At 72.0% G+C, this 16,873-nt stretch carries 15 protein-coding genes; 10 read left to right on the top strand and 5 right to left on the bottom strand.

The window, feature by feature from the left end:
• Window positions 1-12 precede the first annotated feature (12 nt).
• Window positions 13-1,470: an amidase gene (locus ACQEVB_RS36300; protein WP_432982801.1), complete on the top strand. Its 1,458-nt coding sequence runs from the start codon at window positions 13-15 to the stop codon at window positions 1,468-1,470.
• On the opposite strand, the gene ACQEVB_RS36305 is transcribed toward ACQEVB_RS36300, so the two are convergent.
• Both ACQEVB_RS36305 and ACQEVB_RS36310 read right to left on the bottom strand, forming a co-directional pair.
• Window positions 1,430-2,371 carry a helix-turn-helix domain-containing protein gene (locus ACQEVB_RS36305; RefSeq protein WP_432982804.1) on the bottom strand — a complete coding sequence of 314 codons (942 nt, stop codon included), beginning with the start codon at window positions 2,369-2,371 and terminating at the stop codon, window positions 1,430-1,432. The two genes, ACQEVB_RS36300 and ACQEVB_RS36305, sit on opposite strands and share 41 nt — an antisense overlap.
• 86 nt (window positions 2,372-2,457) lie before the next feature.
• On the bottom strand, window positions 2,458-2,631 hold the full coding sequence (locus ACQEVB_RS36310; RefSeq protein ID WP_432985484.1) for a hypothetical protein: 174 nt from the start codon (window positions 2,629-2,631) through the stop codon (window positions 2,458-2,460).
• On the opposite strand from ACQEVB_RS36310, the gene ACQEVB_RS36315 reads away from it, so the two are divergent.
• Window positions 2,551-2,802 (top strand): hypothetical protein, encoded by a 252-nt coding sequence (locus ACQEVB_RS36315; protein WP_432982807.1) that lies wholly within the window; start codon window positions 2,551-2,553, stop codon window positions 2,800-2,802. The genes ACQEVB_RS36310 and ACQEVB_RS36315 overlap by 81 nt on opposite strands.
• A gap of 7 nt (window positions 2,803-2,809) precedes the next feature.
• On the opposite strand, the gene ACQEVB_RS36320 is transcribed toward ACQEVB_RS36315, so the two are convergent.
• Window positions 2,810-3,802, bottom strand: a complete 993-nt coding sequence (locus ACQEVB_RS36320) for an NADP-dependent oxidoreductase (RefSeq protein WP_432982810.1) — start codon at window positions 3,800-3,802, stop codon at window positions 2,810-2,812.
• A gap of 134 nt (window positions 3,803-3,936) precedes the next feature.
• Between ACQEVB_RS36320 and ACQEVB_RS36325 the strand changes: the two genes are divergently transcribed.
• Window positions 3,937-4,509 carry a TetR/AcrR family transcriptional regulator gene (locus ACQEVB_RS36325; RefSeq protein WP_432982813.1) on the top strand — a complete coding sequence of 191 codons (573 nt, stop codon included), beginning with the start codon at window positions 3,937-3,939 and terminating at the stop codon, window positions 4,507-4,509.
• Between the two features lie 18 nt (window positions 4,510-4,527).
• Here the strand turns inward: ACQEVB_RS36325 and ACQEVB_RS36330 are convergent, their stop codons facing one another.
• Complete coding sequence (locus ACQEVB_RS36330; protein WP_432982816.1) at window positions 4,528-5,397, bottom strand: alpha/beta fold hydrolase; 870 nt, start codon at window positions 5,395-5,397, stop codon at window positions 4,528-4,530.
• Between the two features lie 142 nt (window positions 5,398-5,539).
• On the opposite strand from ACQEVB_RS36330, the gene ACQEVB_RS36335 reads away from it, so the two are divergent.
• The 6 genes from ACQEVB_RS36335 to sbnB all read left to right on the top strand — a co-directional run bounded on the left by ACQEVB_RS36335 (window position 5,540) and on the right by sbnB (window position 15,125).
• Window positions 5,540-6,175, top strand: a complete 636-nt coding sequence (locus tag ACQEVB_RS36335) for a TetR/AcrR family transcriptional regulator (protein WP_432982819.1) — start codon at window positions 5,540-5,542, stop codon at window positions 6,173-6,175.
• A gap of 178 nt (window positions 6,176-6,353) precedes the next feature.
• Entirely contained in the window at window positions 6,354-7,355 is a 1,002-nt protein-coding gene (gene sbnA, locus ACQEVB_RS36340; RefSeq protein ID WP_432985487.1) for a 2,3-diaminopropionate biosynthesis protein SbnA, read from the top strand.
• A gap of 787 nt (window positions 7,356-8,142) precedes the next feature.
• Window positions 8,143-10,638, top strand: a complete 2,496-nt coding sequence (locus tag ACQEVB_RS36345; protein ID WP_432982822.1) for a Pls/PosA family non-ribosomal peptide synthetase — start codon at window positions 8,143-8,145, stop codon at window positions 10,636-10,638.
• Window positions 10,635-13,058 (top strand): non-ribosomal peptide synthetase, encoded by a 2,424-nt coding sequence (locus tag ACQEVB_RS36350; RefSeq protein WP_432982825.1) that lies wholly within the window; start codon window positions 10,635-10,637, stop codon window positions 13,056-13,058. The genes ACQEVB_RS36345 and ACQEVB_RS36350 overlap by 4 nt, the downstream gene beginning before the upstream one ends.
• Before the next feature lie 34 nt (window positions 13,059-13,092).
• Entirely contained in the window at window positions 13,093-14,085 is a 993-nt protein-coding gene (locus ACQEVB_RS36355) for a TauD/TfdA family dioxygenase (protein ID WP_432982828.1), read from the top strand.
• Window positions 14,082-15,125: a 2,3-diaminopropionate biosynthesis protein SbnB gene (gene sbnB / locus ACQEVB_RS36360; RefSeq protein ID WP_432982831.1), complete on the top strand. Its 1,044-nt coding sequence runs from the start codon at window positions 14,082-14,084 to the stop codon at window positions 15,123-15,125. Before ACQEVB_RS36355 ends, sbnB begins: the two co-directional genes overlap by 4 nt.
• A 106-nt stretch (window positions 15,126-15,231) precedes the next feature.
• On the opposite strand, the gene ACQEVB_RS36365 is transcribed toward sbnB, so the two are convergent.
• Window positions 15,232-15,948 carry an SDR family NAD(P)-dependent oxidoreductase gene (locus ACQEVB_RS36365; protein WP_432982834.1) on the bottom strand — a complete coding sequence of 239 codons (717 nt, stop codon included), beginning with the start codon at window positions 15,946-15,948 and terminating at the stop codon, window positions 15,232-15,234.
• Between the two features lie 118 nt (window positions 15,949-16,066).
• Here ACQEVB_RS36365 and ACQEVB_RS36370 point away from each other — a divergent pair, with 118 nt between their 5' ends.
• Window positions 16,067-16,861, top strand: a complete 795-nt coding sequence (locus ACQEVB_RS36370) for an alpha/beta fold hydrolase (protein WP_432982837.1) — start codon at window positions 16,067-16,069, stop codon at window positions 16,859-16,861.
• The last annotated feature ends 12 nt before the right edge of the window (window positions 16,862-16,873 follow it).

Genomic DNA, 16,873 nt, shown 5'->3' on the forward strand with positions numbered 1-16,873 from the left:
TACGGAGGACCCGTGTTCGACCCCTTTCTCCCGGTGACCGAGCTCGCCCGACTGATCCGCACCCGCGCACTCAGCTCGACCGAGGTCGTCACGACGTACCTAAACCGGATCGAACGGCTCGACCCGAAGGTCAACGCCATCGTCTGGCGGGACGCCGACGCGTCCCTCGCCGCGGCGCAGCAAGCCGACGCCGCGCTCGCCGCCGGGGCGGAGGTGGGTCCGTTCCACGGCGTCCCGATCCCGATCAAGGACCTCACCGAGGCAGCCGGGCAACCCTGCTTCTACGGCTCGCTCGGCACGTCCGACGAACCCGTGACGACCAGCGAGCCGGTCGTCGAGCGGCTGGTCGCGGCCGGCTTCGTCCTGATGGGCCGGACGGCGGCACCCGAGGCGGGGACCATGACGGTCACCGAGTCCCGACGGTTCGGGGTCTGCCGCAACCCGTGGGACCCCAGCCGGTCACCCGGCGGATCCAGCGGCGGCGCCGCCGCTGCGGTGGCCGCGGGGCTCGCGCCGGTCGCGCACGCGTCGGACGGCGGCGGGTCGATCCGCGTGCCCGCGTCCAGCTGCGGGCTCGTCGGGCTGAAGCCGTCGCGCGGACGCGTGCCGGTGCGCGTCGCGGGGTGGGAGCACGCGGCCACCGACGGCGCGGAGACCCGCACCGTGCGCGACGCGGCCGCGGTGCTCGACGTGATCGGCACGCCCGACCCGCTGGCGATGTACAACGCACCGCGCCCGTCGCGGCCGTTCACCGCGGAGGTCGGCGCCCCGCCCGGGCGGCTGCGCATCGGGCTGGCGCTCGAACCCCCGACGGGGGTGGCCGTCGACGACGAGTGCCTCCGCGCCGCGACGGCGACCGCGACGGTCCTCGCCGACATGGGGCACACCGTGGAACCGGTCGCGCCGCTGAGCTACAGCGAGCGGGCCGTCACCGGGTACCTGACCCACATCATGGACGCATCGGTCGCCCAGCTCCCCTACGCGGACCCCGCGCTGGCGGAGCCGTACCTGCAGTTCCGCATGGAGCGCGCCCGGCGGGCCACCGCCGCGGACTACGTCACCAGCGCGTTGTTGCTGCAGCTCGAGAGCCGCGACGTCGTGGCGCAGTTCGGCCGTGACTTCGACCTCGTCCTCAGCCCGACCATGGCGACCCTGCCGGTGCCGGCGGGAGTGCTCGTCGCCGAGGCCAACGCGGACCCCGAGGGACCGCGCCTCACGGAGATGCGGATGGTCTCGTTCACGAGCTGGGTCAACCTCGCCGGCCTGCCCGCCGTCTCGCTCCCGCTGCACGTCTCCGCGGAGGGGCTGCCGGTGGGGACGCAGCTCGTCGCCGGACCCTGGCAGGACGACCTGCTCATCCGGGTGGCGAGCAGTCTGGAGGAGGCGATGCCGTGGCGCTCCCGCCGGCCTCCGGCGTTCGCCGAGCCCGTCAGCGCTCCGCGAGTCGGTTCCGGTACTCCCGGGGACTGACCTGGTAGCGGCTGCGGAAGGCCTTGCTCAGGTAGCTGGGGTCGAGGATCCCTCGACGTCGCGCCAGCGCGGACACCGGCTCCAGCGCCTTGGCGGGATCGCCGAGATCCCGGCGAAGGAGCTCGAGGCGGCGGGCGCGGACGTACCCCGCGACGGTGACCTCGTGCCGGGAGAAGACCTTGTGCAGGTAGCGGGTCGAGATGTGGTGCGCGCTCGCGATCGCGTCCGGGGCCAGGTCCGGGTCGTGGAGGCGTTCCTCGATCCAGGACAGGACCTCGTCGAACAGCCGATCGGCCGGCGGCGAGACGTCGTGGAGCGACCGGAGCCCACCCGACAGCAGCGTGGCGACGACGTCGGCGGTCTCGAACCGGGAGATCGTGCCGAGCCGGGGAAGCTGGTCGGGCAGCTCGCCCAGGAGGCCGGCGAGCAGGCACGCCGACGGTGTGGCGGCGAGCTCCGCGTTCACCGCGGCGTGCCGGAGCCCGCGCTCGTCGAGCCCGAGCTCGGCGGGGACGAGCTCCAGCACGAGGTAGTGGTACGGCCCTGCCAAGGACAGCCGGAACGGCTGGTCATGGGAGTAGACGACCATGCCTCCTGCGGTCAGCTCGACGCTGCGCTCCCGGCCGTCGCAGGAGCGCTGGGTCAGGCTGCCCCGCCCGGCGAGCTGCAGGCCCAGGTAGAACACGTTGCGGCGCACCGGTCGCCACGGGGTGACGACCACGTCGGCCGGATCGCGGAAGTCGCACGCCGCGATCCGGCCGAGCTGCCAGGAGTTGGCGTCGGCCCGGTAGGTCGGCGTGCTGCTGCGCACCAGCACGGCGTCCCGGTCGTCAGCAGCCGTACCGGGCTGTCCGAGGTAGGTGTGCACGACCGTGCCGCGGGAGCGCTCGACTCGATGCACGTCTGGTTCCGTCCTGGGGCGTGGTGACGCGAGTGCAGGCAGCGTAGTCCGCCCGGGGCGGAAGCGAACGTACTCTCGGCCGCGGGCTACCCGGCGACGCGGCGCAGGACGGTGAGGGCTTCCGCGCGCCAGTCCCGGGCTGCCGCCATGACCTTGGTGAACCCCGGCGAGATGTGGATGTGCCCGGGTTGGAGGGAGAAGGTCGCGGGCACGCCCGCGTCGGCGAGCCGCTCGACGTAGCGTTCGCCGTCGTCGCGCAGCGGGTCGTACTCGGCGTCGCCGTCGCGGTGAGCACGGGCCGCCGGGGGACCGGACTGGTCGCGCTCGCGATCATCACGACGAAGATCCTCGCGCTGGTCGACGCCGCAGCCCCGCCGGCACCGGCCGACATGGGCGAGATCCTCACCGTCGTCCAGCGCGCGAGCACCTGAAGCGGGGTCAGCGCGTGATCACGATCTTTCCGCGCGCCTTGCCCTGCTCGACGTAGGCCATCGCGTCGAGCGTCTCGCCGAAGTCGAAGGTGCGGTCGAGAACGGGGCGGAGGGTGCCGTTGTCGTACAGGGCGGCAAGTGTCGCCAGCTGGGCGCCGTCGGCGCGCATGAAGAAGAAGGAGTACCGGACTCCGCGTCGCTTCGCCCGGCGGCGGACCTTGCGGCTCAGCAGCGCCATGAGCGGCTTGAACACCGGCCGGCCGAGCTGACCGGCGAATGCCGGGTCGGGTGGGCCGACCACGCTGATCGCCAGGCCGCCGCGCTTGAGGACTGTCAGCGATCTGTCGAGGCTCGTGGGGCCGAGTGAGTCGAGGACGACGTCGTAGTCGCGTACGACGTCGGTGAAGTCGGTGGTGGTGTAGTCGATGGCTTCGTCCGCGCCGAGGGTGCGTACCTTGTCGATGTCCCGGGTGTGTGCGGTGGTGGCGACGTACGCGCCGAGGTGCTTGGCGAGTTGGACGACCGTGGAGCCGAGACCGCCTGCGCCGGCGTGGACGAGGACCTTCTGGCCCGGTTGCACGTCGGCGAGCTCGACGAGCGCCTGCCACGCGGCGAGTGTGACCAGCGGGACGGCTGCTGCCTGCGCGAACGACAGCGTCGTGGGCTTGAGCGCGACGTCGTCGGCGTCGATCGCGATCGTCTCGGCGAAGGTGCCGATGCGCAGGTCGCGGGGGCGCGCGTAGACCTCGTCGCCGACGGTGAAGTCGCGGACGTCGGGTCCGACCGCGGTGATGACGCCGGCGAGGTCGTGGCCGAGCGGGAACGGTCGTCGGTATCGCAGGAGCTGCTTGAACTCGCCGTTGCGGACCATCTTGTCGAGGGGGTTGATGCTGGCTGCTCGCACGTCGACGAGGACGTCATGACGGTCGACGGTCGGTGTGGGGATCTGGGCTTCTTCGAGGCCGTCGGGCCCGTAGTGGGTGACGACGAAGGCTTTCATCTCGGCTCCCGATGGCTGGGTGTGGCGGGGCGCGCGTCGGCGAAGTTATCTGCTGATCATAATATTACGTGCGTCAGACCATGGACTAGGATGGGTGTGAGGTAACGGCACGGCGGAGTTGAGGGAGGGGCCCTGTGGCGCGCTACGCCAAGGAGCACAAGCAGGCGACGCGGCAGCGGATCATCGACCGGGCCGGCCGGCGGTTCAAGCAGGACGGCATCGACGGTTCCGGCATCGCGACGCTGATGTCGGACGCCGGGCTCACCAACGGGGCCTTCTACGCCCACTTCGAGTCCAAGGACGACCTGGTCGCGAACGTGGTGGCGGATCAGCTGGGCGCCCAGCTGAGGAGCTATGCCGCGCTGCGGCCCGGCCGCGAGGGGCTCGAGGACTTCCTGCGCGAGTACCTGTCGCCCGAGCATCGGGACAACCCCGGCGAGGGGTGCCCGTCCGCCGCCCTGCTCGATGAGATCGGCCGCTGCGGCGAGGGCGCCAAGGGTGCCTACACCGAGGGTGCGCGGGCCATCGTGGACGAGATCGCCGCCCGGCTGGCGCCGGCGGATCCGCACTCTGCCCGGGGGAGGGCCATCGGCCTGTTCACCTTGGCGGTGGGGACGTTGCAGCTGTCGCGCGCGCTCGCCGACCGGGGGCTCTCCGACGAGGTCCTCGCGCGGGGGATCGAGAACGGGCTCAGCCTGATGGGCTGAGCTCATGGATGGGTTCGGTTACGGCCGTCCGAAGAATTCGAGGGCCTTCGCCACGAACTGCTCGTGGAACTGGAAGATGCCGCCGTGGCCGGCGTCGGGGTAGATCACCAGCTCCGCGTTGGGGAGGCGCCGGGCCAGGTCGGCCGAGTTCGGTGTCGGCACCATCCGGTCGTCGTCGCCGTTGGCGACGAGCACGGGCTGGGTGATGGCGGAGAGGTCCTGCGGGCGCGCCAGTCCCCAGCGGTGGATGGCCTTGAGCTGGGAGAGGTAGGCGGTGGGCCGGATCGCCTTGTCCCGGTGCTGCGTGCGCTCCTTGAGGCGGGTGAGGAACTCCTTGCCGGCCCGGCGCCCGTTCGCGGTGCGGGTGAAGAAGAGGAACTGCTTCGGGTCCTGGAGGGTGAGCAGTGCCCGGAGGGTGTCGAGGTGGGAGATCCGGGTGACGTTCTTGATGCCCTCGCCGCCGGCCGGGCCGGTGCCCGCGAGGATCAGCCTGCGGATGAGCTGTGGATCGGTCTGCGCGATCACCTGGGCGATCATGCCGCCCATCGAGAAGCTCAGGACGTCCACCTGCTCGAGTCCCAGTGCCCGGATGAAGGTGACGGCGTCGGTGGCCATCTCCTCGATGGTCGTCGGCGTCGAGCCGGTGGACGCGCCGACGCCCCGGTTGTCGAAGGTGATCACCCGGTGCTGGGCGGCGATGCCGTCGACCACGCGGGGGTCCCAGTTGTCGAGCACGGCGGCGAGGTGGGTGATGAAGACCACCGGGACGCCGGTGCGGGGGCCGAGGTCACGGTAGGCGTAGGTCACTCCTCCGGCGGTGACGGTGCGGGTCGGGGCGTCCTTGTACGACGTCACCACGTCGCCCGGTGATCCCTGCGTGTTGCTCACGGTCGTGCCCTTCGGTGTGGGGGTTGCCGACTGCGGCTGCAACGGCCATTGAAGTATGACCATAATTCAATGGCCGCACAAGGGGCTCATTGGATTACGTTCGGACTACAATGGCGGAGGCCGCGGAGGGTGAGCGGAGGGGGTGGAGGTGCGGTACAGCGACGAGCACAAGCGGGCCACCAGGCAGCGGATCATCGAGTCGGCGGGCCGCCGCTTCAAGGAGGACGGCATCGACGGCTCCGGCATCACGGCGCTCATGAAGGACGCCGGCCTGACCAACGGCGCCTTCTACGCCCACTTCACGTCCAAGGACGAGCTCGTGGCCGCCACGATCGCCGACCAGTTGCAGGCGCAGAACGCGAGCATCGTCGCGCACGCGGAACCCGGCCGCGCCGGCGTCGAACAGATCGTGCGCTGGTACCTGTCGCCCTGGCACCGCGACGGTCGCGACGCCGGCTGCCCCTCTGCCGCCCTGCTCGACGAGCTGGGGCGCTGCACCCACCCGATCAAGCAGGCCTACACCGACGGCGTGCTGGTGGTCGCAGGCGGCATCGCCGCCCGCCTGGCGCCGGACGACCCGCTCTCGGTTCGCACCAGGACCCTCGGCGCCTACGCCATGATGGCCGGAACGCTCCAGCTCTCACGGGTCCTCGTCGACCCCCAGCTCGCCGACGACGTCCTCGTACAGGGCATCCACGACGCGCTCGCGCTGCTGGGTGTCGAGCCCGAGCGCGAGCGGACGGCGCACCGACCCGCCACCGCGCCCGGCGCGGCCTGATCGCGGCCCAGGAGCGCCATCGATCGGTCGTAAGTAGGTGCCCTTGCGGGCGGCGTCAGGATGACCTGCGCAAACGCGCCGCCCGTTCCGGCTAACGGACGCATGATCGCCAACGAATAGCAGGCACGGTCTGTGTCGTGGGTCACTCGACCGCCCCGTCCGAGGCTAGGGGATGATGGTGGTGCTGGTTACGAGCCCGCTCGACTTCAACACCGACCGGCTGTTCATCGACCTCCGGTCGGTGCTCGGACTTCCGGTGTTCCTCAAGTGCGAGGGCTTCAACTTCGCCGGTTCGGTGAAGATGAAGGCCGCCCTGAACATGGTCGACGACGCCGAGCGGACGGGGTGGTTGAAGCCGGGATCCGTGCTGGTCGAGTCGTCATCGGGGAACCTGGGCGTGGCCCTCAGCATGGTCGCGGCGAGCAAGGGGTACGGCTTCGTCTGCGTGACCGACCTGCGCTGCAACGAGACCACCCGGCGGACGATGGAGGCACTCGGCGCGCGCGTGCACGTCGTCCGCGAGCCCGACCCGGAGGGCGGCGGCCTCCTGGGCAGCCGCATCAAGTACGTGAAGTCATTGGTCGCCTCCGACCAGCGCTACGTGTGGTTGAACCAGTACGCCAACCCCGCCAACTCGGCTGCGCACTTCGCCACCACCGGACCGGACATCGCCGCCGAGTTCCCCGAGCTCGACGTGCTATTCGTCGGCGCAGGCACGACGGGGACGCTGATGGGCTGCTCCCGCTACTTCCGGCAGCGCCAGCAGGACGGGCACAAGGCGGTGCGCGTGGTCGCCGTCGACGCCGTCGGCTCGGTGACCTTCGGCGGCCCGGCCACGTCGCGCATGATCCCCGGCCTGGGCACCGGCGTCCGGCCGCCGCAGCTCGACGAGGAGCTCGTCGACGACGTCGTGCTCGTCGAGGAGACGGACACGATCCGGACGTGCCGCTGCCTGGCCGGCCGCGGGTTCCTGTTCGGGGGATCCACCGGCACCGTCGTCAGCGGCGCCAGGACGTGGCTGGACGTGTACGGCACCCCCGAGCTCACCGCCGTCGCGATCGCCCCCGACCTGGGCGAGCGCTACCTCGACACCGTCTACCACGACAGCTGGGTCGAGGGGATCTACGGGCGCGAGGTCCTCGACCCGTCAGCCACGACCGCGCCGCACCGAGCGGCCTAACGTGTCCGCCCCCCAGCCCCCGTCGAAACAGCCCCCGTCGAAACAGCCCCCGTCGAAGCCGCCCCCGGACGACGAGACCGTCGCCTTCGGCGCGGCCCCTGACGACGCCACCGTCGCCGCGGAGCAGCCGGTCCGGCCGGAGGACCCGACCGTCGCCGTGACCCGGCTGCCCCGGCTGTCCTCGGGGCACACCGTCGAGCTGGGGCAGCTGCGCAAGCAGGTCGCGCAGTTGCTGAACCGCGTCCACCAGCTCGAGGAGGGCGCGGAATCGAAGGCCAAGGCGGCACCGCGACCCGAGGCGGTGCCCACCCAGCGGCCCGCGGCGCCGCGGACCGATGCACCACCCGCGACGAAGGCCCGGCCCGGCGGCGGCCCCTCCGCCACTCCGGGACGACCGGGCGGCGGCGCCCCGTCCACACCAGCACGGCCCGGCAGCGGCCCGAACGCTCCTGCGCGGCCGGTCGCCGGTCCGTCCGCACCCGCGCGTCCCGGCAGCAGCAGCCCCTCCGCCCCGGCGCGACCCGGCAGCCCTTCCGCTCCTGCACGACCTGGCGGCCCCTCGACCCCCGCACGAGCCGGCGCCAGCCCTTCCGCGCCGGCAGGACCCGGCAGCCCTTCCACTCCCGCACGACCCGGCGGCCCCTCCACCCCGGCACGACCCGGCAGCCCTTCCGCACCTGCCCGACCCACGGTTGGCCCCGCCAAGCCCGCGCGGCCGGAACCGCCGGGCAGCCGACCCGCCGACCCACGACCGGTCGCGGCCACCGCGGTGGCCCCGGACGGCGACTTGGAGGCCGGGTACGCGGCGCTGCTGGCCGAGGTGCTCGGCGTGCCCCGGGTCGCGACCACCAGCAACTTCTTCGACGACCTCGGCGCCGACTCGATGGTCATGGCCCGGTTCTGCGCGAAGGTGCGCGGCCGGGCCGACCTGCCGAACGTCGCGATCAAGGACATCTACCGCGCGCCGACGATCGCCGAGCTCGCCAAGGCCGGCGCGAAGGCGGCCACCAAGGCACCGGTCAGCCCGACCGACACGGTGACGATCAAGCTGGCCCTGCTCCGCCAGACCGACGTGGCCGCGGTCGAGCAGGACCCGGCCATGGCCCCGGTCCACACCGTGACCTACCTGATCTGCGGCTTCCTCCAGCTGCTGGTGCTGCTCGGCTACCCCGCGCTGATCGCGTTCGTGTTCGCCGCGGGTGCGGAGTGGGTGCTGGCGGGGACCACGCCCCTGGACCTCTACGAGCGCGCGGCGGCGTTCACCGGCGGCCTGTTCCTCGGCACCGCGCTGCTGCCGATCCTGGTGAAGTGGCTGCTCGTGGGCCGGTGGAAGCCCACCCAGTTCCCCGTCTACGGATTCCGCTACTTCCGGTTCTGGCTGGTCAAGACCCTGGTGCGGACGAACCCGCTGGTGCGGTTCGTCGGCACCCCGCTCTATCCCGTCTACCTGCGCCTGCTCGGCGCGAAGATCGGCAAGGGAGCGACGATCCTGTCGCCCACCGTGCCGGTGTGCACCGATCTGCTGACCATCGGCGCCCACGCCGTCGTCCGCAAGTCGTCGTCGTTCACGGCCTACCGGGCCCAGTCCGGCATGATCCAGACGGGCCCGGTCTCGATCGGCGCCGACGCGCTGGTGGGCGAGGCGACCGTGCTCGACGTCTTCACCTCGGTGGGCGACGGCGCGCAGCTCGGGCACACGTCGTCGCTGCACGCCGGGCAGTCGGTGCCGGCCGGCCGGCGCTGGCACGGCAACCCGGCCGAACCGACGACGGTCGACTACCGCGCCGTGCCTCCCGCGAAGGGCGGCACCCTGCGCAAGGCGGTGTACGCGCTCGTGCAGCTGGTGGTGCTCTTCGGTATCGCGCTGCCGGCGGGCGAGGCCGGCGTGGCGCTGCTCGTGCGCGAGGTCCCGTTCGTCCAGCAGCTGTTCGTGAGCCTCGAAGCCGGCGCGGATGTCACGCCGCCGGTCGTCGACGCGCTGGTCGTGGCCGCCGTCGTGCTCTTCGGCGGGATCGTCGGCGGGTTGCTGGTCATGACCACGGTCCCGCGGCTGCTCGCGGTGCTGGTGCGCCCGAACAAGGTCCGCCGCACGTACGGCATCGCCTACTGGGCGCTGCGCTCGATCACGCGGCTGACCAACAGTCCGTTCCTGATGCGCGTGACCGGCGACAGCTCGTACGTCGTCGGCTACCTGCGGGCCATCGGCTACAAGTTCGACCGGGTGGAGCAGACCGGCTCGAACTTCGGCACGGTGGTGAACCACGACAGCCCGTTCCTCTGCAAGGTGGGCAGCGGCACCGTCGTCGCCGACGGGCTGACCTTCGTGAACGTCGACTACTCGGCCAACCGGTTCGTGGTGTCCCCGGCGAAGATCGGCGCGCACAGCTTCCTCGGCAACGGGATCTTCTACCCGGCCCGGTCACGGGTGGGCGACGACTGCCTGCTGGCAACGAAGGTCATGGTCCCGATCGACGGACCCGTCCGGCGGGGCATCGGACTGCTCGGCTCCCCGAGCTTCCCGATCCCGCGCTCCACCGACCGCGACGACCGGCTCGGCGTCTCCCCGGCGCAGCGCCGCGCCGGGGTCGCGGCGAAGGACCGGCACAACGCGGTGAGCATCGCGATGCTGCTGGTCAGCAGGCTGCTCTACCTCACCGTCGTCTTCCTGCTCCTCCGGCTCTCGCTCGAGCTGTACCCGCGGTTCGGGTCCGTGACCATCGCCGCGCTGGGCGTCGTCGAGCTGCTGTCCACCTTCGGCTACTTCGTGCTGCTCGACGCCGTCGTCCGCCGGCTGGTCGCCCTGCGGCCGCAGGGCGTGTCGATCTACGACCGCAGCTTCTGGCGCCACGAGCGCTACTGGAAGGTCAGCGCCGATCTCTACATCCAGCGCCTCAACGGCACGCCGTTCAAGGCCGGCCTGTGGCGGGCGCTCGGTGTCAAGGTGGGTCGCCGGCTCTTCGACGACGGTCTCGGGCTGACCGAACGGTCGCTCGTCACCATCGGCGACCACTGCTCGATGAACGACCGCAGCCTCATCCAGTGCCACTCCCAGGAGAACGACGCGTTCAAGTCCGACCGGGTCGTGGTCGGTTCGAACGTGACGGTCGGGGTCAGCGCGTTCATCCACTACGGGACCCGGCTCGGCGACGGTTCGATCATCGAGGCCGACTCCTTCGTCATGAAGGGCGAGGAGACGGGGTCCTTCACCCGCTGGGGCGGCAACCCGGCGGCCGAGCTGGGGTCCGCCCCACAGCTGCCCATCGCGTCGCGGAGGAAGCCATGATCGTCCCTGCGGGAACCCAGCGCCTGTTCTGGACCGAGCTGCTCGACAAGGCCGGCCGCACCACGATCCCGCGATGGCCCGCACCCGGCACCTCGACCGTGGCCGAGCACGTCGAGCCGCTTCCCGCGGACCTGCCTGCGCTGCGTCCCGGGCAGCTGGCGGCAGCGCACGCCGTCGTGCTGGCGGCGCTCTCCGGCGAGCGCGAGGTCACCGCCGGGTACCGCAGCGGGCCCGGCGACCCGGCCGTGCCGCTGCGGCTCGGCACCGCGGCCCCGTGCCGCGAGCTGGTCACCGCGGCCGCCCGTGCCGAGCAGTGGGTGCTGTCCTGCCACGAGGTCACGTTCGACGACGTCGCCGCGGAGCGCGGCCACACCGAGCCGCTGTTCGAGACGGAGCTGGACCCCACCGCGGCCGACGCCGAGTTCGCGTGGCACACGGTGCTGCAGGTCGCCGCACCGGACGGCGCGTTGCGCCTGCGCTACCGCACCGACGCGATCGACGGCGCCGCCGCGGCCCGCATCGCGGGCTACCACGTCACCGCGTTGAGGCAGCTCACCACCGATCCCGACGGACGGCCCGCCTCGCTGCTGTCGGAGGAGGAGCGCACCTTCCAGATCGACGGCCTCGCCGGACCCGAGCGGGAGCTTCCCGACCAGCGCTTCCACGAGCTGTTCGAGCAGCGCGTCGCCGCCCACCCCGACGCCGTCGCGGCCGAGCACCGGGACCGGCAGTGGACCTACCGCGAGCTCAACGCCCGGGCCAACCGCCTGGCGCGGGCGCTGCAGGCGCGCGGCCTGCGCCGCGAGGGCGTGGTGGCGGTGGTCTCCGAGCGCAACCTCGACTGGCTCGCGGCGGTCATCGCGATCTTCAAGGCCGGCGGCGTGTACCTGCCGATCGAGCCGCAGTTCCCCGCCGAGCGGATCGCCACCACCCTCAACCGCGCCGAGTGCGGGCTGGCGCTGACCGAGCCGGGCAGCGACGAGATGCTCGGCAAGGCGCTGGCGACCGCGACCGGCACCCGGACCGTCCTGTTCGAGGAGGCCTACGCCGAGGGGCGGGCCGACGACGACCTGGGCACTCCGGTCGGCCCCGACCAGCTCGCCTACATCTACTTCACCTCCGGCTCCACCGGCGAGCCCAAGGGCGCCATGTGCGAGCACGCCGGGATGCTCAACCACCTGCTCGCCAAGATCGAGGACCTCGGCATCGACGAGGGCGCCGCCGTCGCCCAGATCGCGCCCCAGTGCTTCGACATCTCGCTGTGGCAGCTGGTCTCCGCGCTGCTCGTCGGCGGGCGCACCGTGATCGTCCCGCAGGACACCATCCTCGACGTCGAGCGCTTCGTCGACGAGATCACCGCCCGGCGCGTCGCCGTCATGCAGGTCGTGCCGTCCTACCTCGAGGTCATCGCCACCTTCCTCGAGCACCGCGGCCGCGAGCTGCCCGACCTGAAGATCGTCTCCGCCACCGGAGAGGCGCTCAAGTTCGAGGTCGTCCAGCGCTGGTTCGTCGTCGCCCCCGACATCCCGCTGGTCAACGCCTACGGGCTCACCGAGACCTCCGACGACACCAACCACGAGGTGCTGCGGGAGGCGCCGCGGTCCGGGCGGATCTCGCTCGGACCCCCGGTGCGCAACGTGCGGGTCTACGTCGTAGATCCCGACCTGAACCCCGTCCCGCTGGGCGCGCCCGGCCTCATCGCCTTCTCCGGCGTGTGCGTCGGCCGCGGGTACGTCAACGATCCCGAGCGGACCAGCCAGTGCTACCTGACCGACCCGCACAAGCCCGGTCAGCGCCTCTACCTCGGTGGCGACTACGGCCGCTGGCTGCCCGACGGCAAGCTGGAGTTCCTCGGCCGCCGCGACAGCCAGGTCAAGATCCGCGGCTTCCGCATCGAGATCGGCGAGATCGACAGCGCGCTGCTGCGCGTGCCCGGCGTCCGCGACGCGGCCGTCGTCGTGGCGCAGCGACCGGACGGCAGCGCGCACCTCGTGGCGTTCTACGCCGCCCCCAGACCGATCCCGGCCGAGGAGCTCGCCTGGCGGCTGGGCGAGACACTGCCCGACTACATGGTCCCGGTGGCGTTCCACTGGCAGGCGTCACTGCCGTTGACCCCGAACGGCAAGATCGACACGAAGACGCTGCGGGTGTTCGCCGCCGAGCTCGCGGACATGGAGGACGACGTCGTCGTCCCGCCGTCCACCCCCACCGAGAAGATGCTGGCGGCCGCGTTCGCCAAGGTCCTGGACGTGCCCCTGGACCGCATCGGCCGCAACGACAACTTCTTCGACCGCGGTGGCACGTCGTTGACGGCGGTCAAGCTCGCCATCGCCACCGGCCGGGTGGTGTCGCTCAAGGCCATCACGCAACAACCCGTCCTGGCCGACCTGGCCGCCCACATCGACCGGCCCAACGGCTGACCCTCGGAACGACCGATCACCGGCGGAGGATCCGATGACCATGACGAACCCGCTTCCCGTGCAGACCGCGCCCGGCAAGCCGCCGCTGGTGCTGGCCGACTGCGGTCCCGATGCCGAGGGCTGGACGGCCCACCACCGCGCCGCGCTGCGGGGCGCGGTCGCGCAGCACGGGGCCGTGCTGGTGCGCGGTCTCGGCCTGCGCAGCCCCGACCGCATCGCGACGGTGTTCCGGATGATCGGCGGCGACCTGATCCCGGAGCGGGAGCCCTTCGCGCCGCGCGAGCACTTCCCGAACGGCCTCCAGTCGACCACGCCGTGGCCCGCCAACCAGCAGATGTGCATGCACCACGAGCAGAGCTTCGCCTCGGCCGTGCCCGGCCTCATGATGTTCGCCTGCATCACCGCACCGACCCGGGGCGGCGAGACCGGTGTCGCCGACGGCGCCGCCGTGCTCAACGCCCTGCCACCGCCGCTGGTCGAGCGGTTCGCGCGCGAGGGCTGGGTGCTCGCCCGCAACTACAACGACGAGATCGGGGCCTCGTTCGCCGACGCCTTCGGCACCGCCGATCACCACGCCATCGAGGCGTACTGCCGCGCCAACGCGATCGAGTTCCAGTGGCAGCCCGACGGCGGGCTGCGCACCTGGCAGCGCCGCTCGGCCGTGATGACCCACGCCCCCACCGGCCGCCGCAGCTGGTTCAACCAGATCGCGTTCCTCAGCGAGTGGACGATGGACGCCGACGTCCGGGAGTTCCTGGTGGACACCTACGGTCCGCAGGGCCTGCCGTTCACCACCCTGTTCGGCAACGGCGAGCCCGTCGGCAAGGGCATCGTCGACCTCATGACCGAGGTCTACAACGCGCACACGATGCGCGAGCCGTGGCGGCCCGGCGACGTGCTGCTGGTGGACAACCTGCGCTGCGCGCACAGCCGGGAGCCCTACGAGGGGCAGCGCGAGGTGCTCGTCGGGATGGCCGAGCCGATCCGTCCGGCGCTGCCGGCGCCGCTGCCTGGGCGGCCGGCATGACCGCGCCGCTCATGCCGCCGCCGTTCGCCGTGATCTCCGGGGCGCAGGTGCAGGGCGCCCTCGCCGGGCGCGAACGGGAGATCGTCGACCTCGTCGAGGCCACCTACCACTGGCACGGCGCCGGGGACTCGGTGAACCCGCCGTCGTACTTCCTGCGGTTCCCGGACCGGCCCACCGCGCGCATCATCGCCCTGCCCGCGTCGCTGGGCGGCAAGGTGCGCGTCGACGGCCTGAAGTGGATCTCCAGCTTCCCGGACAACGTCGCCGCCGGCATCCCGCGCGCCTCGGCCGTGCTGATCCTCAACGACCACGACACCGGCTACCCGTTCGCCTGCCTGGAGAGCTCCATCATCAGCGCCACCCGCACCGCGGCCTCGGCCGCGCTGGGCGCGCAGACCCTCTCCTCCGGCCGGCCGCGGCCGCGTCGCGTCGGGTTCATCGGCACGGGACTCATCGCCCGCTACATCCACACGTTCCTCGCCGGGACGGGCTGGACCTTCGACGAGATCGGCGTGCACGACACGCACGCCGAGAGCGCCGCCGGGTTCGCCGCCTACCTGGATCAGTCCGGGTCGGGCAAGGCCACCGTGCACGACAGCGCCGAGTCGCTCATCCGCGCGTCCGACCTCGTGGTGTTCGCGACGATCGCGCCGAAGCCGCACGTCGAGGACCCGACGTGGTTCGAGCACCACCCGCTCGTGCTGCACATCTCCCTGCGCGACCTGGCGCCGGAGATCCTGCTCGACGCCGTCAACATCGTCGACGACATCGAGCACTGCCTGAAGGCCGACACCTCCCCGCACCTGCTGGAGCAGCTCACCGGCAACCGCGACTTCCTCGGCGGTGATCGCGGGGGCACCCTCGACGACGTCATGACCGGGCAGGTGCAGATCCCGGCCGACCGCACGGTGGTGTTCTCACCGTTCGGCCTCGGGGTGCTCGACCTCGCCGTCGGCAAGTACGTCTACGACCGGGTGCGCGCGGCGGGCGACCTGCACGTCGTCGAGGACTTCTTCCACGACCTCCGCAGGCACGGGTGAGGTCTCCGACCCGACAGCGGCGGCGGGGAGCGCCCAGGACGAGCAGGTCGCCGCTGCTGGTGACGGGTCGCGGAGCGATGTCGCCCGCTCTCGGTCTGCGGTGCTGTCAGGCGCAGCGGCCACCGTCGACGAGGTACGTCTGGCCGGTGACGTAGGACGCGGCGTCGGAGAGCAGGAACGCGACGAGTGATGCGACTTCGGCGGGTGTGCCGAGCCGACCCAGCGGGGTCCGCGCGGCCGTCTCGGCCCGCATCTCCGGGGTCAGGTCCCCGGCGAGCGGGGTGTCGATCAGCCCCGGCGCCACCGCGTTGACGCGGATCCCGTCGCCGGCGTACTCGAGCGCGGCCTGCCGGGTCAGCATGCTCACCGCCGCCTTGGACGCGGTGTAGGCGGCGAACCCGGGCCGCGCCCGGACCGCTCCGACCGAGGCCGTGTTCACCACCGCGCCACCGCGGGCGAGCATCAGCGGCAGTGCGGCGCGCAGCACGAGGAACGCGCCCCGCAGGTTGACGGCGAGCACGCGGTCCCACTCCGCGGCCTCGTACTCGTGCACCCGCCGGGCGGGCGCACCGCTGATCCCGGCGTTGTTGAACAGCAGATCCACCCGCCCGAACCGCTCGCGGCACACGTCGAACAGCCGTCGCACGTCGCCTTCGTCGCTGACGTCGCACGCCACGCGGACCCAGTCCGGTTCGGTGATCTCGCTCCGGTCGGCGGCCACCACCGTCGCACCCTGCTCGCGGAGCCGTCGCGCCACTTCGGCGCCGAGCCCGCTCGCGGCGCCGGTGACCACCCCGATCCTGCCCTCGAACTCGTTCCGCATGCGCGCTCCCGTCGGCAACTCGTCCTAAATCTAATGATGGGATCCTTGACAATCACAGACCACGCTTCCTACCGTTCTGCGGGTCGCCGGTCAACGCCGACCTGGTTGGAGGTCAGAGATGACGCGCTTCGCCTCGGTGGCCACGGGCCCCCGGATCGCCTACCGCGACAGCGGAAGGGGTGTTCCCCTCGTGCTCGGGCACGGGTTCATGCTGGATTCCGACCTGTTCGACGAGCCGTCCGCGCTGCTGGCCGACCGCTTCCGGGTCGTCACCTGGGACGCGCGCGGCCACGGGCGCACCGCGCACGACGGCGGGCCCTTCACCCTGTGGGACAGCGCGCGCGACCTGATCGCCCTCCTCGACGCCCTCGGCATCGACCAGGCCGTCGTGGGCGGGCACAGCCAGGGCGGCTTCGTCGCGATGTCGGCCGCGCTGCTCGCGCCGGAGCGCGTCGCCGGTCTCGTCCTGATCGACACCACGCCCGCCGGTCAGGACGGCAGCTCCCTCGGCGAGCTGACGGCGTTCGGCGACGCCTGGCAGGCCGCCGGACCCACCCCGGAACTGTGCCAGGTCCTCGGCGCGATGGTCTTCGGCGACGGCGATGTCGAGCCCTGGATCGAGAAGTGGATGAAGCGGCACCCCGCGGAGTTCGCCGACCCGTTCCGCGCGGTGATGGAGCGAGACGACCTGTCGCCCCGCCTGTCCGAGATCACCGCACCGGCGCTGGTGGTGCACGGGAGCGCGGACTCGGCCGTTCCGGTGGCCGAGGCGCGGCAGTGGGCGTCGCACCTGCCCGGCGCTGATCCGGTCGTCGTGATCGACGGCGCGCCCCACGCCAGCCCGGCCACCCATCCCCGGGAGGTGGCGTCCGCCATCGCCCGGTTCCTGTCCGAGCGCTCGCCCGCGCTCTGATCCGCCCTGCGA

This window comes from Pseudonocardia sp. CA-107938 (assembly GCF_050936315.1).
GTDB lineage: Bacteria > Actinomycetota > Actinomycetes > Mycobacteriales > Pseudonocardiaceae > Pseudonocardia.

Excerpts from the sequence above, each read along its gene's own strand:
- ACQEVB_RS36320 (WP_432982810.1), bottom strand. The coding sequence starts at position 3,802 with ATGAAAGCCTTCGTCGTCACCCACTACGGGCCCGACGGCCTCGAAGAA.
- ACQEVB_RS36350 (WP_432982825.1), top strand. The coding sequence starts at position 10,635 with ATGATCGTCCCTGCGGGAACCCAGCGCCTGTTCTGGACCGAGCTGCTC.
- ACQEVB_RS36355 (WP_432982828.1), top strand. The coding sequence starts at position 13,093 with ATGACCATGACGAACCCGCTTCCCGTGCAGACCGCGCCCGGCAAGCCG.
- sbnB (WP_432982831.1), top strand. The coding sequence starts at position 14,082 with ATGACCGCGCCGCTCATGCCGCCGCCGTTCGCCGTGATCTCCGGGGCG.
- ACQEVB_RS36365 (WP_432982834.1), bottom strand. The coding sequence starts at position 15,948 with ATGCGGAACGAGTTCGAGGGCAGGATCGGGGTGGTCACCGGCGCCGCG.
- ACQEVB_RS36370 (WP_432982837.1), top strand. The coding sequence starts at position 16,067 with ATGACGCGCTTCGCCTCGGTGGCCACGGGCCCCCGGATCGCCTACCGC.